The following is a 22,211-nucleotide window of genomic DNA, read 5'->3' on the forward strand; positions in this document are numbered from 1 at the left end:
GGCGGTCCGGATGGCCGCCATTTTTGTATCGGGCCTTGGTTGTTCGCCGCCCGGCTGTGGGTTATGTCCATAAGGCACGCGAAAGGACTGCAATGAACCACAACAGCGCCGCCCGCATCGCCATGGCCGCAGGCCTGGTCATCTTGCTCTCGGCCTGCGCCAGCCAGATCGACGCAGGCGTTTCGCATGAAGCGGGCACGCCGGGGTTCTGGTGGGGCCTGTGGCACGGGTTCATCTTCCCCTGGGCCTGGATCGGCTCGCTGTTCAGCGACAATATCGCGGTCTACGCCGTTCCCAATTCGGGCGGCTGGTACGACTTCGGCTTCTTCTGCGGGGTCACCGTGCTGGGCGGCGGGAGTGTGTTCGGCTCGAAGAAGCGCCGGCGCTGAGCTAGCCGGCCTGTCGATCCGCGAAGGGCGGCAGTGCCGCGACTTCGCTTTCGGACAGGTCCAGTCCGAACCGGCCTGCCAGCACGTCGCGATAGTCGGCCGCCTGCCCGAGTCTACGCTGTTGGCGTTCGCCGTCCGCGCGCCACTCGCTCAGCTCGCCGTCGACAAGGCTGGCAAAGCCGTCCGGCAGGCACAGGCTGGCCACCGTCACATTGGTGAAGCGCGATGTCGGGTGCGTGGCCGCCCAGTGGCTGCCCAGCGCGAGGTCGGCTTCGGCCACCTGTGCCAGGTCAAAGGCGAACTGCGCTTCCCATGCGTCGTCGCTTTGCGCGCGTCCGTCGCCCGAAGCCCTCGGTCCCAGCCGCTCGAGCAGCCACGAACCCGGGAGCGAGCCTTCCTCGCCGATGCGCCGTAGCCGGTGCCGCGCGCCATCGCCGGAAATGGCCTCCTGTCCGTCGCACAAGGGCATGGGCGGGGCATAGGCTCCGCCGAAGCCGGCATCGGCGATCCAGTCCTCGCCGCCGAGGTCCACCAGCAGCAGGCAATGGGTGCGCGGCGTGGCAGCGGGCGGATTGCCCAGGAGCACCCGCGCCAACAGCAGGCGATTGGCGAAGCCGAGCGCGGACAGCATGTCGGCCAGCAGGCGGTTGTGTTCGAAGCAGAAGCCGCCGCGCCGCGCCTCGACCAGCTTGGCAAAGACGCGCGCGCTGTCGGTGGCGATCTCGCGGCCCAGCCGGACATCGAGGTTCTCGAACGGGATCGCCTGCCGGTGCGCTGCCTGCACCTGCAGCAGTCCCGCCGCGTCGGGCGCGGGGGCCCGGTCCAGCCCGATCCGGGCGAGATAGGCAGCAAGGCGGTCAGAGCATTCCATCGCTCGCGCCATGCCGCAGCCCGGCACCGCTGACAATCGCCGACAGACCGTCGATCCGGGTTCCGGCTGTCAGCCTTGCGACAATTTGATGCGCAATGATGCTTGTTCGCGCTTGCCAGGTGATGGCAGTTCGCTAAACGAGCCCTCAAGGACTCTGCAAATGAGTTGCAACAGCAATAGTAGGAATGCTTGATGCGTAAATGGCACCGGTGGCTTTCGGTCTTCTTCGCCATCGTCATGATCTGGGTCGCGGTGACCGGCCTGTTGCACTACGTCGTCGTCTGGTGGCCCACGGCGGAACCGTCGCCCGCGGCGCTCGCCGCGCTGGAGCCGCCGCCCGGCTTCGTCTGTCCCGAAGGCTGGCGCTGCATCGCGCCGCGGCCCGACACCGGCAACCCGCTGGCGCAATACCTCGGCCTGTTCCACCACCTGCACGCAGGCAGCGAAGGCGGCATCTGGGGCGAGATCATTGTCATGCTGTCGGGCCTGGCGCTGGTCTTCTTCACCGTTTCGGGCATGTGGATGTATTTCCAGATGTGGGCGGGCCGCAAGGCCAGGGGATTGAAAAAGAAAGTCTTCTGGAAATAGCCTCTGCAAATTTTCATGACCGTTGGTGAGGCCATCTTAACCATTCGCGGGTTATGGCCTCGCTCATGAACAGTCGCGGCTCAAAACGCTTTCCGACGCACTACGGATACGGCGAGGTCAAGGTCTCGCGGTACCTCGTGCTGTACCTGTCCCAGATCGCCTGGCTGGCGCTGGGCGTCTTCCTCTATGTCGGTGCCCGCTGGCCGAGCACCTGCACGCCGCAAACCCTGTTCGACATCTATGCCTGCTCGATGCGTCTTCCCGAAGATGGCGGTGGCTGGCGCGAGGCCGCGCTGCTGACCTGGCTCTGGGCGACCCCGATCCTGGTGGCGCTGGAAGTCTCCCGCCGCTTCAACAAGGGCGAGGACTGAGCGCGATTACAGGCGCTTGACGCAAGCTCGGCCCAGCCTACGCTGGTGCGATGCTGCCGGTCCCCGATCCCGACACTCTGCGCTGGATGGCTAGTGCTGCCGCAGGCGGCTTGGTGCTGGCAGTGGCGCTGGCGCTCAACCGGGCGCACAAGTGGCTGGTCTTCTCCAGCGAGCCGGACCCCGAGCCCGAGATCGACATTCCCGACACGCGGGAAGGCCAGGGCTTGCGGGCCGAGGACGTCGTGGGGCCCGCTCTTGCCCTCGCGCTCAGCGGTGCAGCCACCGTCTATGTCATGTCCCTGCCAGATGCGACCGGTGAGCTGGTGTTTCTCGCCGCTGCCGGCGTGTTCATGCTCCAGGCGCTGGCCAACTGGCTGATGCATGACGATCGCGCTCCGGTTGTCGGGCAGCCGCCGCAAGCTGACAACGAAAAGCACGCGGTCTACCTGCCGTTGCTTTATGCTGCAGCCAATCTCGGCTTCGCCTGGCTCGCCTAGGCGCAACGGCCTGACTCGCCCCGGCAACGTTTCGTCGTGCGATTTATCCCCGCCGAATCATCGCCCGTTGCTATCGAATCGGCGCTATGATTCCCTATGTAGGTTATTCGCGATTCACACGGAGACCACCAGATGTCGTTGCTCGAAGCCCGCAAGACCTACAAGCCCTTTGAATACCCCTGGGCCTACGAGTTCTGGAAGCGGCAGCAGCAGATCCACTGGATGCCGGAGGAAGTGCCGCTGGGCGAGGATTGCCGCGACTGGGCGCAGAACCTCACCGATCACGAGCGCAACCTGCTGACGCAGATTTTCCGCTTCTTCACCCAGGCCGATATCGAGGTGCAGGATTGCTACCACGAGAAATACGGCCGGGTGTTCAAGCCCACCGAGATCAAGATGATGCTGGCTGCTTTCAGCAACATGGAAACGGTGCACATCGCCGCCTATTCGCACCTGCTCGACACCATCGGCATGCCCGAAAGCGAATACGGCATGTTCCTCGAATACGAGGAGATGAAGGCCAAGCACGATTACCTGGCCGAATTCACCGTCGACAATGACCAGGACATCGCCCGCACGCTGGCCATGTTCGGCGGCTTTACCGAAGGGCTGCAGCTGTTCGCCAGTTTCGCCATGCTGATGAACTTCCCGCGCTTCAACAAGATGAAGGGCATGGGGCAGATTGTCTCGTGGTCCGTGCGCGACGAGAGCCTGCACTGCGAAGGCATCACCCGCCTGTTCCACGCCTTCTGCGCCGAGCGTGACTGCCTCACCAAGTCGGTGAAGGAAGACATCATGGACATGTGCCAGAAGACCGTGCGCATGGAAGACGCCTTCATCGATCTCGCCTTCGAGCAGGGCCCCGTGCCCGGCATGACGGCGAAGGAGATCAAGAAGTATATCCGCTATATCGCCGACTGGCGGCTGGGCCAGCTGGGCCTGCCGACCATCTACATGGTCGACGACCACCCGCTGCCCTGGCTCGCCCCGCTGCTCAACGGCGTGGAACACGCCAACTTCTTCGAAACCCGCGCGACGGAATATTCGAAGGGCGCGACCAAGGGCAACTGGCAGGACGTCTGGGCCAGCTTCGACAAGCGCCAGGGCGCGAAGAACAAGGCCGCGAACGAGGAAGAAGACGAAGGTCCGGACATGTTCGGCGAGGTTGAGCCGAAGGGTGATGCTGGGAGCGTTGCTGCGGAGTAGCTTAGCAATGCACCCAACGGTTCTTGTATTGGGCGCGGGTGCGAGCAGAGCTTTCGGATTACCCCTCGGATTTGAACTTCGAGATAAGATCGCTGAAGATCTTAGAATTATGTTTGACCGGGGCGGAGGAGGATTAGCTTCGGGGAGCTATGAAATAGTCGATGCACTGCGTGTGCTTTGCAGGCTTCCCGATGGCCGAAAGGGTAACCTCGAGCCTCATCGGATCGCTGCCGTCGAGACTGCTGAAGCATTGGCATTCTCGGCATCTATTGACGAGTACATCGAACGGCATCGAGACGACAAATATACCGAAGACTGTGCAAAGCTCGCGATTGCGAAGGCAATACTCGAAGCAGAGAATAGCTCGGATATATTTGTCAGTCATCGACGACCTGCTGCCAATGGGTTCAACACCACTGGTGGCTCTTGGCTTGCCTCCTACTTACGTGACGTCTCGCGCGGTTTTTCTGCTAGAGATCTGCCTGAGGCTTTTCAGAATGTGACGGTCGTCAATTTCAATTACGACAGGTGTTTTGAGCACTACGCCTATCACTGGCTACAATCTGTATATCGGATTGAGGCAATCGAAGCGGCTGAGATTGTCTCGGGTTTCCAAGTCTATCATCCATATGGAAAGCTGGGGCCTCTTGAATGGCAAGATCCTCACGGCATACCCTACGGCGCTGGCGTAGACACGCGACGACTTCTTACGATCTCGAAACGCATTCGAACTTACTCGGAGGCCAAGGAGCCAGAAACCGGCATCGAGGTTGTGAAGGAAAGGCTTGGTGCCGCTCGAAATGTCGTCTTTCTCGGGTTCGGCTTCCATCAGCAGAACTTGAATTTGCTCAGAGTCGATGAATCTCGTCAATCGGCGGCATGGTGCTTCGCGACAACCAAGGGTATCTCAAAACCAAGTTGGGAAGTTTATAAATCTCGCATCCGCGAGACTCTCTCAGTTGCACCTCACAGAGATTTATACGCCGCAGATATCGACGGAAATTGCGAAGATTTTTGGGCGGAGTATTCGACCGTTTTGACTGCTTGAAATTCTGGCACTTAAGCTTGGGAAACCCGCCTAGATCGTAGGTAACGATAAAGTTTCCACGCTAGTACCCACCCAACAGCACATACGAATACCACTGATGCGGGTGCAGCATGAACTTCCACCCGGAATCGTTCAGGCTGCCAACCCACGATCCGAACAGCAGGTTCGTCCCCGCCGTAGTCGCTTCCACCGCCAACCAACTAGCCGTGCCTGTATCCTTCGACTCCAGCAGTATTGCGGTGTCAGTCCGCTCCACCACCTCCCACACCGCAATTCGATCCACCTCACCTCGCGCCAGGGCGCGGGCGTCGGCGCTGCTTGCGCCGCGGCCGATCAGGCTGAGCACCAGTCGCTCGGGCCAGAATACCATGCTGCAGTAAAAGCGCTCGATAAACTGCTCCAGCGAGACCGCGCCCGGCACCTCGCGGCAGAAGGCATCGCGATAATCCTCCGACCCGCCGAAGCCTGCCAGCAGGCTGTCCTCCGGCACGGCAATGGCGCGAACGCCGCGCATCACCAGCCCCAGGCGGGTGGCGGTGCGGCGATATCCCGCGTCAGGTCGAACTCCACGCGGAACAGCCGGGTCGGGTCGTTCCGCCGCGTCAGCTGGTAGGCGAAGCGCGCGCCGGGTTCGCCTTCGTCGTCCACCTCCACGCGCCAGACGTTGGTGAGCGACTGGTCCAGTCCCTCCTCGACGAACATGACCACTGATTCCGCGTCGACGGGGAAGTCCTGCACCCGCGCGGTGCCGGTGGAGAGGGTGTCGCCGCCGTACTGCGTCACCGCGTCCTCGTACCCGTCGGCGTGGCGATGGTCGTGCTTGAGGCGCAGGCCGTCACTGGTGCGCGTCACCACCCAGGTGCGGCTGCGGTCCCAGCCGCCGGGAGCCTCGTCATCCTCGATATGGAAGGCCACGGCCACGCGGCTGTCGCTGCACTCGGCCCAGTGCGCCACCATGTCACGCCCGACGAAGTCCGCATCGCGCTCGTCCGAACTCGCCAGCGCGCCGGCATAGGCGTTCCCGCAATGGCTGGAGAGCGCGTCCCAGAAAGCCTCCTGCGAGGCGGGGAGGCGGGCCGGGCCGGTGCTGGCGCAGGCGCCCAGCAATAGGGTGACACAGGACGCGGCAAGCGCGCGGCGGGCAAGGGGACGGGTGGTCATGGCGACTGCCTGCCACGTTCGCGCCCGACAGGCCAGCGTCGCCGCGCCGCGGCCTTCCTGGCTAGAACAGCCAGGTCCTCGGTCGCGGCATCGGCTGGCGGTCGCCTGCCTTCACCAGCGACAGGATGCAACGCACGGCAAACCACGCTGCCGAAAGGAAGAACAGCGCCATCATCCCGAACATCGAGGCGAACATCGCCATCGGTGCGGCAACCTGCTGGCCGGTTTCGGCAGCGTGCTCCATGTTGGCGAATACCGTGCCGAACACGGTCGCGAACCACAGGAAGACGGTGCCGACGACGATCGCGAGGCCGATCCAGAAGGTGCGGATCAGGTAGGTGTAATGGGACTTCTCCCATTCCTGCGTGCGCGCCTCCGCGCGCCAGACGTAGGCCAGGATCACCCCCACCAGCACCGAAAAGCCGAGCACGAAGTTGAGCAGGTAGAGGATCGCAATGATCACCGGGCGCTGCATGGTCACCGCCGTATCGCCCGTCGCGTCCGGAGCCGGTCCGGGTGGCGGCGTCGTGCCCTGGCGTTCGGTGCTGTCCATCGGCGTCATCCTTGCTTGCTGGATCCAGTCCTAGCGCGCGGCGGGGGATTGGGCAAAGCGCGAGTGCCTTCCCCCGCACTATCCGGCAGGGTCGGCACGGCCTTTCGACCGTGATTCTCCGAAAAGCCTTGAAACCTCCGCCGATGATCCACATTACCAATGTGCGGACCGGGCCCCTCTGGCGCGCGCTTTCATTTGGCGCACGTGATGTCGGACCGCATCGGACAGCCGATGCGTGTTTGACGGGGCCCTCATTCCCTCCCCCTCCACCCCGGCAGAGACGCATTCGGCCGTCCGATCACCTGAAACTCGCTTTGGGAGATCAAGGATGAAGGCCCGTTTCTACAAACTCATGGAGCTTCACCAGAAGCTCGACACCGCCCTGCGGCGCGAGATCGCTCGCCGCGTGCCAGACCAGTTCAAGGTCATGGCGCTGAAGCGCCGCAAGTTGCGCGTGAAGGACCTGCTTGCCCGGCTGACCGCAGTGCCCGCACGGGGCTGACGGCCAGCCAGGCCGCGAGGGGCGGGCCGGAGTTCCAGTCCTTCCTACCCCGCCCCGGCACGTCCCTCGCACCACCTTGCCATCCCACCCACACCGGCCGGAGACCGACCGATGATCGCCCCCATTACCAGGCCCATCAGGGAAACCATTGCCCCCGCCATGCGCGACTTCCTGCAAAAGGAAAGCGCCGGCGGCATCACCCTGATCGTCGCCGCCGCGCTGGCGCTCGTGATCGCCAATTCACCCTTCGCCGCCAGCTACTTTGCCCTGCTGCAGGTGCCGGTGGTGGCGGGGATCGGCGAAGGCGTGATCGACAAGCCGCTGCTGCTGTGGATCAACGACGGGCTGATGGCGGTGTTCTTCTTCCTCGTCGGGCTGGAAGTGAAGCGCGAGGCGCTGGCGGGCCAGCTCGACAGCTGGAACAAGGCCTCGCTCCCGCTGATGGCGGCGATTGGCGGCATGGCCGTGCCGGCGGCGATCTACATTGCCTTCAACGCCGGTTCGCCGGAGAACCTGGCGGGCTGGGCCATCCCGGCGGCCACCGATATCGCCTTCGCGCTCGGCATCCTCATGCTGCTCGGCCCGCGCGTGCCGGTGGCACTCAAGGCCCTGCTGCTCGCCATCGCCGTCATCGACGACATCGGCGCGATCACCATCATCGCGCTGTTCTATACCGCCGAGACGGACCTGACGATGCTGCTGGGCGCGGCGGTCACCTTGGCCGTGCTGGCGCTGTTCGGCCGCGCCAGGGTCGGCTCCAGCATCCCCTACGTGCTGCTGGGCGTGGTGCTGTGGGTCTTCGTGCTCAAGTCCGGCGTCCATGCCACGCTGGCGGGTGTTGCCGCCGCCATGTGCGTGCCGATCGCGGCGGGTGACGAGCGTCCGCTGGAGCGGATGGAGCATGGGCTGCACCCCTATGTCGCCTTCCTGGTGATCCCGATCTTCGGCTTTGCCAATGCCGGGGTCTCGCTGGCCGGTGTCGGCTTCGACACCCTGTTGTCCCCGCTGCCGCTGGGCATTGCGCTCGGCCTGCTGGTGGGCAAGCAGGTGGGCATCGTCGGTTTCGCCTGGGCCGCGGTGAAGACCGGTATCGCCAGCCTGCCCGAAGGCACCGGCTGGCGGCAGGTCCATGCCGTGTCGCTGCTGGCGGGTATCGGCTTCACCATGAGCCTGTTCATCGGCAACCTCGCCTTCGCCGATCCGGCGCAGGTGGACGCGGTGAAGATCGGCGTGCTGTCCGGCTCGCTGCTGGCAGCCGTGGCGGGCTTCCTGATGCTGCGCGCCAGCCTGCCGGAGCCGGAAGCGGCGCGTTCTTGACCCAAGACAAAGCCGGGCGCAGCCTGCGGCATTAGAATCCCTCCAATACGACACAGGAAGGACCATCAATGTCGCAGCATACCCCCAACGCACTGACCGAGATCTTCAAGCGCGATCACGACCTGATCTCCAGGCTGAAGCAGGAAGACGCGCACTACGCGAAGCTTGCGGACGAGTATCACGAGGTCAATCGCGCCGTGCACCGCCACGAAAGCGAGACCGAGGTGCTCAGTGATGAACATGCCGAAGCGCTCAAGAAGCAGCGGCTGGGCCTGCTCGACGAGATCACCATGATCGTCACCAAGGCGCGGGCTGCCGCCTGACTGCTGGCCACTTGCCAGACATGCCACGCATCGGCACATTCGCGGCCGCATCCAAGGAGACACGACTCATGAAGATCACCACTCTCGCCCGCACCCTCCTGCCGTTCGGTGCCGCACTGGCGCTCGTCGCTTGCGCAGAGGAAGAAGAAACCACCTACGAAGCCGACACCGAAGACCTTTCGGGCGGCGAGCTGCAGGTGGCCGATCCCGCTGCCGAGGGCGTGGAAGTGGACCTGCCCGAGACGCCGATGACCAACGCTTCGCAGGAAGAAATCGAAGCGGCTGCCGAAGAAGACGAAGCCGCCGAGTAATCAGGGGAGCTAGCTGGCGCGCGGCTCGCTGCGCGCCAGTTCCTCGCAGCGTCGGGTATCCTGTCGGCGGTCCGCAAAGGGTATCGCACCATGGCGCTGGCGACGTTCGCCGCGGCGGCGTCCACCCGCCATTCCATCTTTTTGACTGGCAGCCATGCCCGTCTCCGTCCGGTGGCCCGGTGCCCATCACACCGGACTGTTGCACGGACGTATAGACAGCATTGGTTGGCGAGCAGTTAACCCTGGCCGCCGCCACTCGGCACCACACGGCGCCAGCGCAACGGCGCGCGCGGCAGGGTCAGTCGTCCAGCGGGAATGGCTCGATCGGTTTGATCAGGCTGAAGTCCTCGCTCAGCGGTTCGTGGCCCAGTTCCGGCCAGTCGAGCGGCTCCTCTTCCACGCGGGTATCGGGCAGCCGGTCCAGCAGGTTGCGGATCAGGGTGAGGCGGCCGTGCTTCTGGTCGTTGTAGTCGACGACGGTCCACGGTGCATAATCGGTGTGGGTGGCCGCAAACATGGCCTCGCGCGCGGCGGAGTATTCGGCAAATTTGGTGCGGCTGGCGACGTCGATGGGGGAGAGCTTCCATCGCTTCAGCGGGTCTTCCAGTCGCTCGGCAAAGCGTTCTTCCTGCGCTTCCTGGTCAGCGGAGAGCCAGTACTTGAACAAGCGGATACCGTCGTCGACCAGCAGCTTCTCGAATGTCGGCACTTCGTGGAGGAACCTGGTGACCTGCGCATCAGTGGCAAAGCCCATGACCTTTTCCACGCCGGCACGGTTGTACCAGCTACGGTCGAACAGCACGATCTCGCCGGCGGCGGGCAGGTGCGGGACATAACGCTGGAAGTACCACTGGGTGCGCTCGACGTCGCTCGGCTTGGGCAGGGCGACCACCCGCAGCTGGCGCGGATTGATGCGTTGGCTGATGGCCTTGATCGTACCGCCCTTGCCGGCGGTATCGCGCCCTTCGAACAGCACGCAGATGCGTTCGCCATGCGCCTTGGCCCAGCGCGCCATGGCCACCAGTTCGTGCTCCAGCTCTTCGAGCAGCTCTTCATATTGTTTGCGCTTCATGGGTCACACTTGTTCCACTGCCTGCACCAGCCCGCAAGCGGCTATTGGCCAAATCGCATGCGCCAGCTAATGCGCGAAACACTATGACCGACCCGACCCACGAGAGAATGTTGGCGAAAGCCGAAACGCTGATCGAAGCGCTGCCCTATTTCCAGCGCTACGCGGGGCGCAGTTTCGTGGTGAAATACGGCGGCCATGCCATGGGCGATCCTGAAGCGGCACAGGACTTTGCCGAGGACATCGTGCTGCTGAAGGCCGTGGGCATCAACCCGGTGGTGGTGCACGGTGGCGGTCCGCAGATCGGGGCCATGCTCAAGAAGCTGGGCGTCGAAAGCCAGTTCGTCGACGGGCTGCGCGTGACCGACAAGGAAACCGCCACCATCGCCGAAATGGTGCTGTCGGGCGCGATCAACAAGGAACTGGTCAGCTGGGTCAACCAGGCGGGCGGCAAGGCCATCGGCATTTCCGGCAAGGACGGCAAGATGGTGGTGGCGGAGAAAGTCACCCGCACGGTGAAGGACCCGGACAGCCAGATCGAACAGGCGGTGGACCTGGGCTTCGTCGGTGAACCCAAGTTCGTCGATACCACTATACTGGAGACCGCCAGCAAGGCCGGCATGATCCCGATCATCGCCCCGATCGCGGCAGGCGAGGACGGGCATACCTACAATATCAATGCCGACACCATGGCGGGCGCCATCGCGGCTGCACTGGGCGCGGCGCGGCTGTTCCTGCTAACCGACGTGGCGGGCGTGCTCGACAAGCAGGGCCAGCTGATGACGGACCTGCGCCCGGCAGACGTTGCCCGCATGCGCGCGGACGGAACGATCAGCGGCGGGATGATCCCCAAGCTGGAAACCTGCGTCCACGCGGTGGAAGGCGGCTGCGAGGCGGCCGTGGTGCTCGACGGGCGCGTGCCGCATGCCATGCTGCTGGAATTCTTCACCAGCCGCGGCGCGGGTACGCTGATCAGTGCGGGCGAGAGGTGAGCTTGACGCTCGCTTGACGCGTATTACCTAAACGATACACTCGACGCGGGACGCAGCCTGCGGGCGTGAAAGGAATAATGAATGGCGGACGGACTCGTAACACTGATTGGCGTGATCAACATCATTGCCAGCGTCCTCATCACCTTGGTGATAGCGCAGTTCATCATCAGCTTGCTGTTCGCCTTCAACGTGGTCAACGCGTCGAACGAGTTCATGATGACGATCTACCGCTCGATCAACTCGTTGCTCGATCCCATCCTGCAGCCGATCCGGCGGATCATGCCCAATACCGGCGCAATCGACTTTTCGCCGGTGGTGCTGATCGTGGGCCTCAACATCCTGACCTGGCTGCTCTCGCGTGCGGCCATGGGGCAGCTCGTCTGACCCTTTGACAATCGCTGGCGGCAAGAGCAGGGGCGCGGATATGATTTCTCGCGCTACCATCGTGCTGGCCGCTGTCGCCATGCTTACTGCCTGCACCTCGCCGCAGCAGCAGCGGATCAACCGCGAGCGGGTGGCGGCGACCCGTTTCCTCGAACGCGAAGGCTCGATCGGCGATCCGGGCCGGGTGGCAGCTGCCGACTTCGCCTTTGCCCGCATGGCCCGTGACGAAGGCACCTGGACGGCCTTCCGTGCCTATGCCGCGGACGATGCGGTGATGGATGCGCCGGACGGCTTTGCCTCCGCCAGCGAGCTGCTGGCAGGGCTGGACGACCCGGCAGAGCCGATCCGCTGGGCGCCGACCAATGTCTGGTCGAGCTGCGACGGCACCATGGCGGCCAGCCTCGGTCGTTTCATCCGCCCCAACGGGTTGGTGGGCGACTACGTGACCATCTGGGAACTGCAATCCGACAACAGCTACAAGTGGACCTACGATACCGGCACGCCGGATGATCCGCAGCCTGCTCCCGAAGTGGAGGAAGAGCTGCCCGAAGACGCCATCGTCGTGCCGGGCATGACGTCGATCACGGGCCGCATTGCCGATTGCCAGCCCGAAATCGGCCAGTCCGCGCTACCGCTGGCGATTTCCGGCAATGCGAGCTGGGCTTCGACCTCGGACGATTCCAGCCTGACCTGGCAATCGACCATGCTGCCCGATGGCTCGCGCTACATGGAAGTCTTCTACCTGCGCGAAGGGGCCTGGGAACAGGTGGTCGACCTGCGCATTCCCGCAGGCGACTAGGTCATGGAACAGCTCTTCATCTCTGCCTTCATCACCCTGTTCGTGGTGATCGACCCGCCCGGCTGCGCGCCGATCTATGCCGGCCTGACCAAGGGCGCCGATGCCGCACAGCGCCGCAACATGGCGGTCCGGGCGAGCGTGATCGCCTTCATCATCCTGCTGGTCTTCGCGCTGTTCGGGCAGGACCTGCTCGCCGCGCTGCATATCGAGCTCGATGCCTTCCGCATTGCCGGAGGCCTGATGCTGTTCTGGATTGCCTGGGAAATGGTCTTCGAAAAGCGCACCCAGCGGCGCGAGGAACGCGCGGAACGGGCCACGCGCGAACATGTCGAGGACGTGTCGGTCTTTCCCATGGCCATGCCGATGCTCGCCGGCCCGGGCGCAATCGCCGCCATCATGCTGTTGCAGAACGAGGCCGAGGGCCTGGAAGAGACACTGGTTGTGCTCGGCGCGCTGGCGGCTGTCCTGGTGCTTACCATGGTGGCGCTGATCGCGGCAGGTCCGCTGATCAAGCTGCTGGGCGACCGCGTCGAGGCGGTGATTACGCGACTGCTGGGCGTGCTGCTGGCCGCGCTGGCGGCGCAATACGTAATCGACGGTTTGCGCGGGGCGTTTAATTTATGATTTTCGAGGCCGCCTCCGCGGCCTCGTCCTCGCTAGACGCGCTCCGCTTCGCTACGCGCCCGCTGCGGGCGGGCAGTCGCCCTTGCCTTCGCTTCGCTCGGTTTTGAGAGCCATAAAGCCAACTGGTGCTAATCTCGGTCGCGGCTAGCGACCGACCGAGCGCAAGCGCGCGACCCGCAGGTGCCGCGCAGCCCGAAGGGCGGAGCGAACAGCACCGAGGATGCCCGCGCGGAGGCGCGGGCGTAGTTACTGAAGAGTCACCCGGTCATCATCGGGATCGCTTTTCCCGAAGAACTCCATCAGCTGCACCAGCAAGTCGCACCGCGTGCGCAGGTCAGGAGCCTCCAGCAGCGCCTGCTTGGCCGCAGAATCGAACGGTGCGATCTGGCTGACGCCGTTGATCAGCGACACGTCGTCGAGCCGCGCCACCGAATCCCAGTCGATCGAATAGCCCTGGCTATCGGCAAACTTGCGCGATTCGTGTTCGAAACTCGCGCGTTCGCCCAGTGTCAGGTATTCCTCGGCAGGCTCCTCGATCAGCTCGACTTCGGCTTGGCGGAAGGGTGTACTCACTTCCAGTTCGCGGATCAGGCGGAAGCGTGACTGGCCGGTCAGCACGATATTGTAACGCCCGTCCTCGCTGGTCTCGACATCGTCGATCTTGCCGATGCAGCCCACATCATACAGCGGCGCGCCTTCGATCTCGTCGGTCGGCTGGATCATGCCGATCAGCCGGTCTCGCGCCAGGGCATCGCCCACCATGGCGCGGTAGCGTGGCTCGAAGATGTGCAGCGGCAACTGCAGTTCCGGGAAAAGGATCGCTCCCGTGAGCGGAAAGATCGAGATCCGCAGGCTCATCCGAACAGGATCAGCGAAAGCTTGCGGCGTTGCGCGGAGACCCAAGGGTCTTCCATGCCCACCGCTTCGAACATCTGCAAGAGCTTGGCCTTTGCCTCGTCGTTGCCTTCCTCGCCGCCGCCTTCAATGGCGCGGAGCAGGACCTCGGCTGCCTCGTCGCGCTCACCGGCAGCGAAGGCCGCTTCGGCGAAGGCGAGCTGGGCTTCGGTATCGGCGGGTTGTTCGGCGGCGATCTTGCGCAGGTTGTCGAGCTCACCCTGGTCGACCTGCGAGCCGGCCAGTTCCAGCGCCGACTGCGCCTGCGCCACCAGCGGATCGTCCTTCAGTTCTTGCGGCAACGCGTCATAGGCCTGCTGCGCGGCATCGGCCTGCCCGGCGGCGACGAGTGCGCGGATCAGGCCCGAGTGCACTGCCGGCTTGTCGGGTGCCATCTGGGCGATCTGCATGAAGACCGATGCGGCGCGCTCGGCATCGCCATCGGCCAGCAGCTGTTCGCCCATGGACACCAGCTGGTCCAGGTCGGGCTGCTGCGGATCGGCGCCGCCAGTGCCCTCGTTGATCGGCAGCTTTTCCAGCAACTGGTCGAGCGCGGCTTTCAGTTGCGATTCGCTGCGCGCAGGCGTCAGGTCCGCCACCGGCTGGCCCTGGAACATGGCATAGACCGTGGGGATCGACTGCACCTGGAACTGGCTGGCGATGAAGCGCTCCTCGTCCACGTTGATCTTGGCCAGCACCACGCCCTTGTCGGCATATTCGGCGCAGACCTTCTCGATCACGGGGGCGAGCGCCTTGCACGGCCCGCACCATTCGGCCCAGAAATCGACCACCACCAGCTTGGTCTGGCTGGGATCAACCACCTCTTTGCGGAAGCGATCGACCGCTTTCTGTTCGTCGAGATTGAGTCCCATGCTTGCCACGCTGCGTGCTCCTGTCGTCTGCATTTGTGTCGCCAGACCATGTGGCGACTTTGCAGCCATTGTGAAGGGTAAAGGCGTCCCTGTCCAAGCATTGTCCTAGCTTTGCCAGCTCGCTGCATTTTTGCCCTTGCGGGGGTTATGACTCGCTGCTAACTGCGCCGCTCCCCACCCGGAGTCACCTCCGGGAAACGTCAGTGAGCGGGCGTAGCTCAGGGGTAGAGCATCACCTTGCCAAGGTGAGGGTCGGGCGTTCGAATCGCCTCGCCCGCTCCATTTCCAGCATTCTAGGCACCGTCATGGCGCTAGCACAGCGCGGCTTGGCCGCGCCTATCCGCCGCGCACCGTTTCTTTCCAGCTATCGAAGGCCATCGTGCCGGCCTCGACTTCCTCCCACGTGATCTTGTCATAGGTGAACGACACGTGCTCGCGCGTTTCGTGCGCCATGTTTTCGGGATACTTGTTGTTGAGCTGTTCCAGATGGATGCCGCAGATAGTGGCTTCTTCCAGCGTGATGGTGAAGTAATGCGTTTCCTCGCCCGATGCGGCGGGACGGAAGAACTTGAACTCGATCTTGTCGATGGTGCCGTTCTTGGTCAGCGTGTCAGCCAGTAACGGACTGGCCTTGTCGAGCGGCTTGGTAGCGGTCAGAGGATGGTGCTGTCGCTTGCCGGTCGGCAGACCGGTACCTGCAGCGCGCGGCGAGGTGATCTCGTGCGTCAGGCCATACCATTCGATGTGGTTTTCGAGGCCGACCTGCATGCAGCTGCCCTCGACAGTGCCGGACTTGTTGGTGTCGAACGGTGGCGAATAGACACTCAGCGCCATCGGTATCTCCTCCCTGCTTGCTGGGAGAGAAGCTACCGCTGCGGGCGTATCAGCGGCAAACCGGTTAACTGCAATCTATCGCAGTTATGTCACCCCTCGCCGCCTTGGTAGCTATCCAGTTCGTCGCCTTGGACAGTGACGATGTGGACGAGGTTGGTCGCGCCCGCCTGTCCGAAGGGCACGCCCGCCATCATGGCCAGCTTGGAACCACCCTTGGCAAAGCCGTGGCGCAGGGCCATGCGCTTGCCCTTAGCGATCATCTCTTCGAAGCTGCCGATATCGCGCGTGGCCACGGAATGTGCGCCCCACAGCAAGGCGACGCGCCGCCCCACCTCGATCGAAGGCGTCAGCACCATCATCGGCACGGCAGGCCGCTCGCGCGCGACGCGGCGGGCCGAACTGCCCGAACTGGTGAACACGGTGATGGCGTTGATCGTCACCGTGTCGGCGATGGTCATGCAGGCATGGGCCAGCGCGTCGGCCGTGGTGGCGTCCGGCGGCGTGTCGAGCATGCGCACGCGCTGCTTGTAGCCTTCGTCCTTTTCCACCTGCCGCGCGATCGAATCCATCATCATCACCGCTTCCTCGGGCCAGGAGCCGGCCGCGGTTTCGGCGCTGAGCATGACCACGTCAGCCCCGTCGTAAACGGCATTGGCGACGTCGGAGACCTCGGCGCGGGTCGGCGCGGGGCTTTCGATCATCGATTCGAGCATCTGCGTCGCCACGATCACCGGCTTGCCGGTGAGGCGGGTCATGTTGACGATCTTCTTTTGCAGCGGGGGCACCTCTTCGGGAGCCAGTTCCACGCCAAGATCGCCGCGCGCGACCATGATGCCGTCCGCCTGTTCGATGATCTCGTGGAGGCGGCGGATTGCCTGCGGCTTCTCGATCTTGGCGCACAGGGCACCGCGACCACCCATCAGCTTGCGCGCTTCGGCGAGGTCTTCCGGGCGCTGGACGAAGGACAGGCCGATCCAGTCGGCCCCGTGATCGAGCGCGAAGGCAAGGTCCTTGCGGTCCTTTTCGGTGAGCGCGGGAATGGGGATTTCGGCATCGGGCACGTTCACGCCCTTGCGGTCGGAAATCACCCCGCCGACTTCGGCCCTGCAGACGATGGCGCCGTTGCTGACCGTCTTCACCCGCAGGCGGATCTTGCCGTCGTTCACCAGCAGGCGCTGGCCTTCCTCGACGACGTGGAAGATTTCCGGATGCGGCAGTTCCACGCGATGGGCATTGCCGGGGGTGCCGTCGCGGTCGAAGGTGAATTCCGCCCCGTGCGGGATGGTGGCGCGGCCGTCGGCAAACTTGCCAACGCGCAGCTTCGGCCCCTGCAGGTCGGCCAGTACGGCGATGGGGCGGTGGAATTCCTCCTCCAGCGCGCGGATATTGGCGATGGTCTGGGCATGCACCTCGTGCTCGCCGTGGCTCATGTTGACGCGGAAGGCGTCGGCACCGGCAAGGAACAGCGCGCGCAGGACCTCGGGGTCCGCCGTCGCCGGACCGGTGGTGGCAAGGATCTTGACCTTTCGGTCACGGGGCTGGAGCTTGGTCATGCAATGGGCCTATGACAGGCGGGCAAGACAAGACAAGGACAGAAATGAGCCAGAACCCCGATCCGATCGACGCTTTGCCTGACGAAGTCGCCGCCGCTGCCTTCCGCCGGCTGGTGCGCCACCTGCGCCACCGGCACGATGCGCAGAACATCGACCTGATGGGCCTGTCGGGCTTTTGCCGCAATTGCCTGGCCGACTGGATTCGCGATGCCGGCTACGAAGGCGACAAGGCCGCCGCGCGCGAAGTGATCCACGGCATGCCGATGGACGAATGGAAGGCGGCCTACCAGACCGAGGCGACGCAGGAGCAGCTGGACCGCATGGCCGCCAGCCTGGAGCTGAACAAGAAGGGCTAGATCCGGTCGAGCCGGTAGAGCTCGACCTGGCCGTAGTTCTTGGCGAGGTCCTGCTTGCCCACCGAGGTGAAGCGGCAGTTGTCGCAATCCGACACCAGCAGGGCGGCAGCAAAGCTGTCGGTGCAGTAGACCCCGCCGACCGGCGTGACCGGTTCGATCCGCGCCGTGCGATTGACCTCGCCGCCGTACCACAGCCGGTTGCCGGTGATGCGGTCCGTGCCGACCCAGATCGGGCCGTAGTGCACGCCGATGCGCATGCCGGCGATATCGCCTTCGGGGATCAGGCCCGGCGGCAGGTCTGCCAGCTCGTCCTGCAGTTCCAGGGCGAGGGCGGCGGCGCGCTGGGGTTCGTCGATGATGACATAGATGGCATCGCCCCAGGTGTTGCGGAATTCGATGTGGTCGCCGTGGTGCCGCAGCACGTCGCCGATGCGGCCCATCACGTGGTGCATGAACAGCACCAGCTCGCGCTCACCGAGGCGGGAAAAGCCCTTGTAGTCGGCGAACAGGATCGAACGGATCTCGCGCCGCGTGCCGCTGCCGATGGGTTCGTGATCGGGGAAGGTCAGCTCGCGCCGCACCTGCCCGGCGGCAATGCGTACGGATTTGCGGCCCAGCGATTCCCACAAGGCGATGTCGGCATTGGTGCCGGCAATGCCGGTCTTCGACAACGAGGCAATCTTGTCCGACACCACGGCCAGCTGCACCGTTTCCTGCCCGTCGATCTGCGCATGGAGGGCGGCCAGGCCCATGGCGTAGCGCGTGTTGTAGGCGAACTGGTTGTCATCGCCGACATAGGCACCGGGTGTGGCGAAATAGACCTCGGCCGCCTGGTCGCGGCAGGCGTGGTAGCGCGGCAGCCAGTCAGCCCCGCCGCAGAGGACGCTCTCGGCGATGAAGTCTTCCTCGCAGAACGGCAGGACCACGCGCAGCTCGTGCCCGCGCCGCAGCAGTTCCTCGGCGATCATGATATCCGCGCCGCAAGCCAGCGGGCCATAGCCCACGGTCACGTCATGCCCGGTGATGGCCTGGGCGATCCGTTCGCGCAGCACGGCCTCGGCGGCTTCGTCTCCGGCGTTGCCGATGTCAGAGTTGAACATGTGCCCGCAGTACATGGCGACCTTGCTCATGGGGCTATCGTCCTGCTGCGGAGTGGAGCGGCGCGGAGGCGGGCAGCGCGATCAGTTGAAATAGATCTCGAAGACGCTGCACACGTTGACGTTACGCCGCTCGATCGGCCGTTCGCTGGCTGTCACTGCCATGAAATCGTAGAAGCAGGCCCCGCTGCCATCGTCGACGGTGACGAACCAGTTCTGTCCGTCGCCCATGACTTCGGTGCCGAGCTGGTCCGGCCCCCACGAATCCACGTCGACGTTGGACCAGTAGAAAAACATGATCGTTTCGCCTGACTGGTTGATCAGCGTGACATCGCGGTTGTAGCCATCGCCGGTGGGCGCGACGGGCGTATCGACTTGCGGGACAGTGCCGTTGTTGGCGTCCGGCATGGGCGCAATCGGCGGCAGGACGTCATCTCCGCCGCTACTGGAAACTTCGAAATCGCCAGATCCGCCGTTGTCGCCGGAACCGGAACTGCTGCTGCCCATGGAGCTAAGGGCAAAGGCTCCGACTCCCGCGAGGACAATTGCGCCAATGCCGCCGCCGATGATCCACGGCGTCGAACTGGATTTCTTTCCGCTGTCGTCGGTCTCCGGCGGTGCGGCCGGCCCGCGGTCGCCCATCAGGCCGAGGACCTGCTCCGGCGTGCCCGAGGTCTGGAGATCGGCCGGGCCGGTGCGGACCGGCGGTGGAGGCGGCGGCGGAGGAGGCGGAGGTGGTGGCGGCGCAGCAGCGACCCGTTCCGGTTCGGGTTCCGGTACGGGCGGAGTTGGCGGGGGCGGTGTCTCCACCGCGGCCACGGCTGCCGCCGCCGCGGCGGCAGCTTCTGCGGTTGCCTTGCTCTCGCGCGCTCCGCACAATGCGGTCAGGCTGGCGCGCACCTTGCGCCAGCCGGGATGGTCTTCCTCGCCGTTCCAGTCTTCCAGGTTGGCGCACTGGATCTGGTTGAACGGCAGCGGGGGAATGATGTCCCCCAGCGAGGTCTGGATCAGCTTGCGATGGTTGCGCGCGGCATCGGCCTCTGCCCGCACCCATTCGCTCTTGGAGGCGTCGGCAGACCAGACGACGACGGCCGCCTTGGCGTTTTCGATCTTCTCGGTGATGACCTCGCCATAGCTCTGGTGCGGCGGAAGTTCGTCGTCCCACCACACGGCATAGCCCTCGGCCTCGATCGCGCGGGCCAGCATCGCGACCTTTTCCTTGTCGTGCCGCGAATAGGAAATGAAGACATCGTCCATCTGAGTATTGCCCCCCGGCATTGAACCCTGAGCGGGGATGATAGACCAGCCTCGGGCAATTGCACAATGCACTTGGGACAGACCGGCGGGCCGGGAAGAGAATGGCGTGGAGAAGGCCGATCACGGCTTCAACTGGGGCGAGTGGGCCGCTAACGACGCGGGCAACCGATTCTCGAACATATATTGGAGTTCACCCCACATGGCCGATGCCACCGACGACCGCCTGCGCCTGCTAATCGAGCGTATCGAACGCCTCGAAGAAGAGAAGAAGGGCATCGCCGACGATATTCGCGACGTCTACGCCGAGGCCAAGGCGGTGGGCTACGATCCCAAGATCATGCGCCAGATCGTGCGCCTGCGGAAGATGGACGCCAACGACCGCAGCGAGCAGGAAATGATCCTCGACACCTACAAGAACGCGCTCGGGATGGCGTGATCGCCGCCTGCGTCAAAGCAGGTTGAAGATCAGCACATAGACGAGGTTATAGCCCGCGTGGTGCAGCACGGCTGCGCGCAGGCCGAAGTGCGTGCGGCTATAGGCCAGCAGCAGTCCGCCCAAGGCCACGGGCGCGATTATGAGCAGGTCCAGGGGCGAATCGAGGCGGTCGTAGTTGACCAGGTGCAGTGCGCCAAAGGCCAGCGAGCTGCCCCAGACGAGCCAGTGGAAGTTGCTGGCGAACCAGGCGGGCACCTGCGTGTCCCGCGTGCGGGTGTAGGCCCACTGGCCAAATGCCAGGCCGGCTACGCAGATCGCCAGGGCAACGGGCACCAGGTAGAAGTCCGCCACCAGATGGCTTTCGGAAACGAGGATCAGCCCGTAGGCCAGCAGCCCCCAGCCGGCGAAGCGCAGCGAAGCCTTGTGCCCGCTCAGCCAGCCACGGAACAGCGCCTCCTCGATGATCGGGGAGAGGATCAGCAGCGACAGCACGTCGCCGACCAGGTCGTAATCGAAGGTGACGGGTTCGGGCATGTCCCACATGCTGTGGTCGACGTGATCGAACAGGAACCGGATGCCGGTGTCGATGGCCAGGTCCAGCGTGATCACCGCGATCAGCAGGAACACCATCAGGCGCGACCAGCCCATCCGTTCGGCAGGCAGGCGCGGGTGCGCGATGAACGCCACGATGTCGCGCAACAGCTTGTACAGATTGGACAGCGCAATGCTTGCGCTTGCGTCCTGCTTCACCATCAGAGTAAGGCCCCATCAACCCCAATCGAGACGGCAGATATAAGACAAATCCATGGCAGGCCATTCCAAATTCAAGAATATCATGCACCGCAAGGGTGCGCAGGATAAGAAGCGTTCCAACCTCTTCTCCAAGCTCTCGCGCGAAATCACCGTCGCGGCGAAGATGGGCACGCCCGATCCGGACATGAATCCGCGCCTGCGACTGGCGGTGAACACGGCCAAGGCGCAGTCGATGCCGAAGGACAATATCCAGCGCGCGATCGACAAGGCCGCGGCCAACGACGGCGAGAACTACGAGGAAGTGCGCTACGAGGGCTATGGCCCGGGCGGCAGCGCGATCATCGTCGAGGCGCTGACCGACAACCGCAACCGCACCGCCACCAACGTGCGCAACTGCTTTGCCAAGAACGGCGGCAACATGGGCACCGAAGGCAGCGTGGCCCACGGCTTCGAACGCAAGGGCCTGATCGAATATCCGGCCAGCGCGGGCGATGAAGAGACCGTCCTGATGGCGGCCATGGAAGCCGGCGCGGACGACATTGAGAGCTCCGACGACGGCCACACCATCTGGACCGAAGCCACGGCGCTGCACGAAGTCGCCACCGCCATGGAAAAGGCGCTGGGCGAGGCCGAGAACGTCAAGCTGGCGTGGAAGCCCAACCTGACGGTCGAACTCGATGAAGGCGCTGCGAGCACGCTGCTCAAGCTGGTCGATGCGCTCGACGACGACGACGACGTGCAGACCGTCTGGGGCAACTATGAAATCTCGGACGAAGTGATGGAGAAACTGGGCTGACGCCATGTGGAGCGTGATCGCCAAGGCATTGCTGGCAGGAGCAATGATCGCGGCGATCGCCGAAATCGGCAAGCGCCTGCCGACCATGGCGGCGCTGGTCGCCAGCCTCCCGCTGGTGTCGATCCTGGGCATGATCTTCCTGTGGCACGCCCGGCCGGATGCCGAGAACATGGCGCGGCACAGCGAGGCTACCTTCTGGTTCGTCCTGCCCAGCCTGCCGATGTTCCTGCTGATCCCGCTCATGCTGCGCCAGGGCCTGCCGTTCTGGCTGGCGCTGGCCGTGGGCTGCACAGTGACAGTGGGGCTTTACCTGCTGATGGTGCAGTTCGGCCCGCGCCTCGGGATCAGGCTCTGACAT

The 22,211-nt window shown here is 64.2% G+C and carries 30 protein-coding genes and 1 tRNA gene; 19 read left to right on the top strand and 12 right to left on the bottom strand.

What is annotated here, in order from left to right:
• The first annotated feature begins 92 nt into the window (after nt 1-92).
• A complete protein-coding gene (locus AAEO60_RS15505; protein ID WP_341674618.1) occupies nt 93-389 on the top strand; it encodes a hypothetical protein in 297 nt (98 codons plus the stop codon).
• 1 nt (nt 390) lies between these two features.
• Here AAEO60_RS15505 and AAEO60_RS15510 read toward each other — a convergent pair whose 3' ends face one another.
• Nucleotides 391-1,260: an arylamine N-acetyltransferase family protein gene (locus tag AAEO60_RS15510; RefSeq protein WP_341674619.1), complete on the bottom strand. Its 870-nt coding sequence runs from the start codon at nt 1,258-1,260 to the stop codon at nt 391-393.
• A 192-nt stretch (nt 1,261-1,452) separates the two neighbouring features.
• On the opposite strand from AAEO60_RS15510, the gene AAEO60_RS15515 reads away from it, so the two are divergent.
• The 5 genes from AAEO60_RS15515 to AAEO60_RS15535 all read left to right on the top strand — a co-directional run bounded on the left by AAEO60_RS15515 (nt 1,453) and on the right by AAEO60_RS15535 (nt 4,970).
• A complete protein-coding gene (locus AAEO60_RS15515; protein WP_341674620.1) occupies nt 1,453-1,848 on the top strand; it encodes a PepSY domain-containing protein in 396 nt (131 codons plus the stop codon).
• Between the two features lie 65 nt (nt 1,849-1,913).
• Nucleotides 1,914-2,219 carry a hypothetical protein gene (locus tag AAEO60_RS15520; RefSeq protein WP_341674621.1) on the top strand — a complete coding sequence of 102 codons (306 nt, stop codon included), beginning with the start codon at nt 1,914-1,916 and terminating at the stop codon, nt 2,217-2,219.
• Nucleotides 2,220-2,269: 50 nt separating this feature from the next.
• Nucleotides 2,270-2,716 (top strand): hypothetical protein, encoded by a 447-nt coding sequence (locus AAEO60_RS15525; RefSeq protein ID WP_341674622.1) that lies wholly within the window; start codon nt 2,270-2,272, stop codon nt 2,714-2,716.
• A gap of 132 nt (nt 2,717-2,848) precedes the next feature.
• Nucleotides 2,849-3,922: a ribonucleotide-diphosphate reductase subunit beta gene (locus AAEO60_RS15530; protein ID WP_341674623.1), complete on the top strand. Its 1,074-nt coding sequence runs from the start codon at nt 2,849-2,851 to the stop codon at nt 3,920-3,922.
• 109 nt (nt 3,923-4,031) lie between these two features.
• Nucleotides 4,032-4,970, top strand: a complete 939-nt coding sequence (locus tag AAEO60_RS15535) for a hypothetical protein (protein ID WP_341674624.1) — start codon at nt 4,032-4,034, stop codon at nt 4,968-4,970.
• Between the two features lie 61 nt (nt 4,971-5,031).
• On the opposite strand, the gene AAEO60_RS15540 is transcribed toward AAEO60_RS15535, so the two are convergent.
• The 3 genes from AAEO60_RS15540 to AAEO60_RS15550 form a co-directional block, all read right to left on the bottom strand.
• Nucleotides 5,032-5,484, bottom strand: a complete 453-nt coding sequence (locus AAEO60_RS15540) for a hypothetical protein (RefSeq protein ID WP_341674625.1) — start codon at nt 5,482-5,484, stop codon at nt 5,032-5,034.
• Nucleotides 5,484-6,131 carry a hypothetical protein gene (locus AAEO60_RS15545; RefSeq protein WP_341674626.1) on the bottom strand — a complete coding sequence of 216 codons (648 nt, stop codon included), beginning with the start codon at nt 6,129-6,131 and terminating at the stop codon, nt 5,484-5,486. Before AAEO60_RS15545 ends, AAEO60_RS15540 begins: the two co-directional genes overlap by 1 nt.
• A gap of 61 nt (nt 6,132-6,192) precedes the next feature.
• Entirely contained in the window at nt 6,193-6,684 is a 492-nt protein-coding gene (locus tag AAEO60_RS15550) for a DUF4870 family protein (RefSeq protein WP_341674627.1), read from the bottom strand.
• A 328-nt stretch (nt 6,685-7,012) separates the two neighbouring features.
• Between AAEO60_RS15550 and AAEO60_RS15555 the strand changes: the two genes are divergently transcribed.
• The 4 genes from AAEO60_RS15555 to AAEO60_RS15570 all read left to right on the top strand — a co-directional run bounded on the left by AAEO60_RS15555 (nt 7,013) and on the right by AAEO60_RS15570 (nt 9,137).
• Complete coding sequence (locus AAEO60_RS15555; RefSeq protein WP_341674628.1) at nt 7,013-7,186, top strand: DUF465 domain-containing protein; 174 nt, start codon at nt 7,013-7,015, stop codon at nt 7,184-7,186.
• A gap of 111 nt (nt 7,187-7,297) precedes the next feature.
• Nucleotides 7,298-8,503 carry a Na+/H+ antiporter NhaA gene (gene nhaA, locus AAEO60_RS15560; protein WP_341674629.1) on the top strand — a complete coding sequence of 402 codons (1,206 nt, stop codon included), beginning with the start codon at nt 7,298-7,300 and terminating at the stop codon, nt 8,501-8,503.
• A 68-nt stretch (nt 8,504-8,571) separates the two neighbouring features.
• Nucleotides 8,572-8,826 (top strand): HP1242/YdcH family protein, encoded by a 255-nt coding sequence (locus tag AAEO60_RS15565; protein WP_341674630.1) that lies wholly within the window; start codon nt 8,572-8,574, stop codon nt 8,824-8,826.
• 68 nt (nt 8,827-8,894) lie between these two features.
• The gene (locus AAEO60_RS15570) at nt 8,895-9,137 is read left to right on the top strand and encodes a hypothetical protein (protein ID WP_341674631.1); all 243 of its coding nucleotides are present in this window, start codon (nt 8,895-8,897) and stop codon (nt 9,135-9,137) included.
• A gap of 298 nt (nt 9,138-9,435) precedes the next feature.
• Here the strand turns inward: AAEO60_RS15570 and ppk2 are convergent, their stop codons facing one another.
• Nucleotides 9,436-10,209 carry a polyphosphate kinase 2 gene (gene ppk2, locus AAEO60_RS15575; protein WP_341674632.1) on the bottom strand — a complete coding sequence of 258 codons (774 nt, stop codon included), beginning with the start codon at nt 10,207-10,209 and terminating at the stop codon, nt 9,436-9,438.
• A gap of 83 nt (nt 10,210-10,292) precedes the next feature.
• Between ppk2 and argB the strand changes: the two genes are divergently transcribed.
• The 4 genes from argB (at nt 10,293) to AAEO60_RS15595 (ending at nt 13,005) form a co-directional block, all read left to right on the top strand.
• Nucleotides 10,293-11,198: an acetylglutamate kinase gene (gene argB, locus AAEO60_RS15580; RefSeq protein WP_341674633.1), complete on the top strand. Its 906-nt coding sequence runs from the start codon at nt 10,293-10,295 to the stop codon at nt 11,196-11,198.
• Between the two features lie 81 nt (nt 11,199-11,279).
• Entirely contained in the window at nt 11,280-11,582 is a 303-nt protein-coding gene (locus AAEO60_RS15585; RefSeq protein WP_341674634.1) for a YggT family protein, read from the top strand.
• Between the two features lie 40 nt (nt 11,583-11,622).
• Nucleotides 11,623-12,381, top strand: coding sequence for a hypothetical protein (locus tag AAEO60_RS15590; RefSeq protein WP_341674635.1), 759 nt, complete (start codon nt 11,623-11,625; stop codon nt 12,379-12,381).
• 3 nt (nt 12,382-12,384) lie between these two features.
• The gene (locus tag AAEO60_RS15595) at nt 12,385-13,005 is read left to right on the top strand and encodes a MarC family protein (protein ID WP_341674636.1); all 621 of its coding nucleotides are present in this window, start codon (nt 12,385-12,387) and stop codon (nt 13,003-13,005) included.
• 246 nt (nt 13,006-13,251) lie between these two features.
• On the opposite strand, the gene AAEO60_RS15600 is transcribed toward AAEO60_RS15595, so the two are convergent.
• Nucleotides 13,252-13,863, bottom strand: coding sequence for an LON peptidase substrate-binding domain-containing protein (locus AAEO60_RS15600; RefSeq protein ID WP_341674637.1), 612 nt, complete (start codon nt 13,861-13,863; stop codon nt 13,252-13,254).
• Entirely contained in the window at nt 13,860-14,771 is a 912-nt protein-coding gene (locus AAEO60_RS15605) for a tetratricopeptide repeat protein (protein WP_341674711.1), read from the bottom strand. The genes AAEO60_RS15600 and AAEO60_RS15605 overlap by 4 nt, the downstream gene beginning before the upstream one ends.
• 207 nt (nt 14,772-14,978) lie before the next feature.
• On the opposite strand from AAEO60_RS15605, the gene AAEO60_RS15610 reads away from it, so the two are divergent.
• Nucleotides 14,979-15,053 (top strand) — tRNA-Gly (locus AAEO60_RS15610).
• A 54-nt stretch (nt 15,054-15,107) separates the two neighbouring features.
• On the opposite strand, the gene tssD is transcribed toward AAEO60_RS15610, so the two are convergent.
• Both tssD and pyk read right to left on the bottom strand, forming a co-directional pair.
• The gene (gene tssD / locus AAEO60_RS15615) at nt 15,108-15,605 is read right to left on the bottom strand and encodes a type VI secretion system tube protein TssD (protein ID WP_341674638.1); all 498 of its coding nucleotides are present in this window, start codon (nt 15,603-15,605) and stop codon (nt 15,108-15,110) included.
• Nucleotides 15,606-15,694: 89 nt separating this feature from the next.
• A complete protein-coding gene (gene pyk / locus AAEO60_RS15620) occupies nt 15,695-17,158 on the bottom strand; it encodes a pyruvate kinase (RefSeq protein WP_341674639.1) in 1,464 nt (487 codons plus the stop codon).
• A 44-nt stretch (nt 17,159-17,202) separates the two neighbouring features.
• Between pyk and AAEO60_RS15625 the strand changes: the two genes are divergently transcribed.
• Complete coding sequence (locus AAEO60_RS15625) at nt 17,203-17,514, top strand: DUF1244 domain-containing protein (RefSeq protein ID WP_341674640.1); 312 nt, start codon at nt 17,203-17,205, stop codon at nt 17,512-17,514.
• On the opposite strand, the gene AAEO60_RS15630 is transcribed toward AAEO60_RS15625, so the two are convergent.
• Together AAEO60_RS15630 and AAEO60_RS15635 are read right to left on the bottom strand one after the other, a co-directional pair.
• Entirely contained in the window at nt 17,511-18,644 is a 1,134-nt protein-coding gene (locus AAEO60_RS15630) for an adenylate/guanylate cyclase domain-containing protein (RefSeq protein WP_341674641.1), read from the bottom strand. The two genes, AAEO60_RS15625 and AAEO60_RS15630, sit on opposite strands and share 4 nt — an antisense overlap.
• A gap of 51 nt (nt 18,645-18,695) precedes the next feature.
• Nucleotides 18,696-19,889, bottom strand: coding sequence for a toll/interleukin-1 receptor domain-containing protein (locus tag AAEO60_RS15635; RefSeq protein ID WP_341674642.1), 1,194 nt, complete (start codon nt 19,887-19,889; stop codon nt 18,696-18,698).
• Between the two features lie 178 nt (nt 19,890-20,067).
• Here AAEO60_RS15635 and AAEO60_RS15640 point away from each other — a divergent pair, with 178 nt between their 5' ends.
• A complete protein-coding gene (locus tag AAEO60_RS15640) occupies nt 20,068-20,304 on the top strand; it encodes a DUF2312 domain-containing protein (RefSeq protein ID WP_341674643.1) in 237 nt (78 codons plus the stop codon).
• Nucleotides 20,305-20,316: 12 nt separating this feature from the next.
• Here the strand turns inward: AAEO60_RS15640 and AAEO60_RS15645 are convergent, their stop codons facing one another.
• A complete protein-coding gene (locus AAEO60_RS15645; protein ID WP_341674644.1) occupies nt 20,317-21,003 on the bottom strand; it encodes a CPBP family glutamic-type intramembrane protease in 687 nt (228 codons plus the stop codon).
• Between the two features lie 106 nt (nt 21,004-21,109).
• Here AAEO60_RS15645 and AAEO60_RS15650 point away from each other — a divergent pair, with 106 nt between their 5' ends.
• Together AAEO60_RS15650 and AAEO60_RS15655 are read left to right on the top strand one after the other, a co-directional pair.
• Entirely contained in the window at nt 21,110-21,853 is a 744-nt protein-coding gene (locus AAEO60_RS15650; protein ID WP_341674645.1) for a YebC/PmpR family DNA-binding transcriptional regulator, read from the top strand.
• Nucleotides 21,854-21,857: 4 nt separating this feature from the next.
• A complete protein-coding gene (locus AAEO60_RS15655; RefSeq protein ID WP_341674646.1) occupies nt 21,858-22,208 on the top strand; it encodes a DUF3147 family protein in 351 nt (116 codons plus the stop codon).
• Nucleotides 22,209-22,211: the final 3 nt, after the last annotated feature.

Source organism: Aurantiacibacter gilvus, from assembly GCF_038289935.1.
In the GTDB taxonomy this organism is placed as follows: domain Bacteria; phylum Pseudomonadota; class Alphaproteobacteria; order Sphingomonadales; family Sphingomonadaceae; genus Alteraurantiacibacter; species Alteraurantiacibacter gilvus.

Excerpts from the sequence above, each read along its gene's own strand:
- AAEO60_RS15505 (WP_341674618.1), top strand. The coding sequence starts at position 93 with ATGAACCACAACAGCGCCGCCCGCATCGCCATGGCCGCAGGCCTGGTC.
- AAEO60_RS15510 (WP_341674619.1), bottom strand. The coding sequence starts at position 1,260 with ATGGAATGCTCTGACCGCCTTGCTGCCTATCTCGCCCGGATCGGGCTG.
- AAEO60_RS15515 (WP_341674620.1), top strand. The coding sequence starts at position 1,453 with ATGCGTAAATGGCACCGGTGGCTTTCGGTCTTCTTCGCCATCGTCATG.
- AAEO60_RS15520 (WP_341674621.1), top strand. The coding sequence starts at position 1,914 with ATGAACAGTCGCGGCTCAAAACGCTTTCCGACGCACTACGGATACGGC.
- AAEO60_RS15525 (WP_341674622.1), top strand. The coding sequence starts at position 2,270 with ATGCTGCCGGTCCCCGATCCCGACACTCTGCGCTGGATGGCTAGTGCT.
- AAEO60_RS15530 (WP_341674623.1), top strand. The coding sequence starts at position 2,849 with ATGTCGTTGCTCGAAGCCCGCAAGACCTACAAGCCCTTTGAATACCCC.
- AAEO60_RS15535 (WP_341674624.1), top strand. The coding sequence starts at position 4,032 with ATGTTTGACCGGGGCGGAGGAGGATTAGCTTCGGGGAGCTATGAAATA.
- AAEO60_RS15540 (WP_341674625.1), bottom strand. The coding sequence starts at position 5,484 with ATGCGCGGCGTTCGCGCCATTGCCGTGCCGGAGGACAGCCTGCTGGCA.
- AAEO60_RS15545 (WP_341674626.1), bottom strand. The coding sequence starts at position 6,131 with ATGACCACCCGTCCCCTTGCCCGCCGCGCGCTTGCCGCGTCCTGTGTC.
- AAEO60_RS15550 (WP_341674627.1), bottom strand. The coding sequence starts at position 6,684 with ATGGACAGCACCGAACGCCAGGGCACGACGCCGCCACCCGGACCGGCT.
- AAEO60_RS15555 (WP_341674628.1), top strand. The coding sequence starts at position 7,013 with ATGAAGGCCCGTTTCTACAAACTCATGGAGCTTCACCAGAAGCTCGAC.
- nhaA (WP_341674629.1), top strand. The coding sequence starts at position 7,298 with ATGATCGCCCCCATTACCAGGCCCATCAGGGAAACCATTGCCCCCGCC.
- AAEO60_RS15565 (WP_341674630.1), top strand. The coding sequence starts at position 8,572 with ATGTCGCAGCATACCCCCAACGCACTGACCGAGATCTTCAAGCGCGAT.
- AAEO60_RS15570 (WP_341674631.1), top strand. The coding sequence starts at position 8,895 with ATGAAGATCACCACTCTCGCCCGCACCCTCCTGCCGTTCGGTGCCGCA.
- ppk2 (WP_341674632.1), bottom strand. The coding sequence starts at position 10,209 with ATGAAGCGCAAACAATATGAAGAGCTGCTCGAAGAGCTGGAGCACGAA.
- argB (WP_341674633.1), top strand. The coding sequence starts at position 10,293 with ATGACCGACCCGACCCACGAGAGAATGTTGGCGAAAGCCGAAACGCTG.
- AAEO60_RS15585 (WP_341674634.1), top strand. The coding sequence starts at position 11,280 with ATGGCGGACGGACTCGTAACACTGATTGGCGTGATCAACATCATTGCC.
- AAEO60_RS15590 (WP_341674635.1), top strand. The coding sequence starts at position 11,623 with ATGATTTCTCGCGCTACCATCGTGCTGGCCGCTGTCGCCATGCTTACT.
- AAEO60_RS15595 (WP_341674636.1), top strand. The coding sequence starts at position 12,385 with ATGGAACAGCTCTTCATCTCTGCCTTCATCACCCTGTTCGTGGTGATC.
- AAEO60_RS15600 (WP_341674637.1), bottom strand. The coding sequence starts at position 13,863 with ATGAGCCTGCGGATCTCGATCTTTCCGCTCACGGGAGCGATCCTTTTC.
- AAEO60_RS15605 (WP_341674711.1), bottom strand. The coding sequence starts at position 14,771 with ATGGGACTCAATCTCGACGAACAGAAAGCGGTCGATCGCTTCCGCAAA.
- tssD (WP_341674638.1), bottom strand. The coding sequence starts at position 15,605 with ATGGCGCTGAGTGTCTATTCGCCACCGTTCGACACCAACAAGTCCGGC.
- pyk (WP_341674639.1), bottom strand. The coding sequence starts at position 17,158 with ATGACCAAGCTCCAGCCCCGTGACCGAAAGGTCAAGATCCTTGCCACC.
- AAEO60_RS15625 (WP_341674640.1), top strand. The coding sequence starts at position 17,203 with ATGAGCCAGAACCCCGATCCGATCGACGCTTTGCCTGACGAAGTCGCC.
- AAEO60_RS15630 (WP_341674641.1), bottom strand. The coding sequence starts at position 18,644 with ATGAGCAAGGTCGCCATGTACTGCGGGCACATGTTCAACTCTGACATC.
- AAEO60_RS15635 (WP_341674642.1), bottom strand. The coding sequence starts at position 19,889 with ATGCCGGGGGGCAATACTCAGATGGACGATGTCTTCATTTCCTATTCG.
- AAEO60_RS15640 (WP_341674643.1), top strand. The coding sequence starts at position 20,068 with ATGGCCGATGCCACCGACGACCGCCTGCGCCTGCTAATCGAGCGTATC.
- AAEO60_RS15650 (WP_341674645.1), top strand. The coding sequence starts at position 21,110 with ATGGCAGGCCATTCCAAATTCAAGAATATCATGCACCGCAAGGGTGCG.
- AAEO60_RS15655 (WP_341674646.1), top strand. The coding sequence starts at position 21,858 with ATGTGGAGCGTGATCGCCAAGGCATTGCTGGCAGGAGCAATGATCGCG.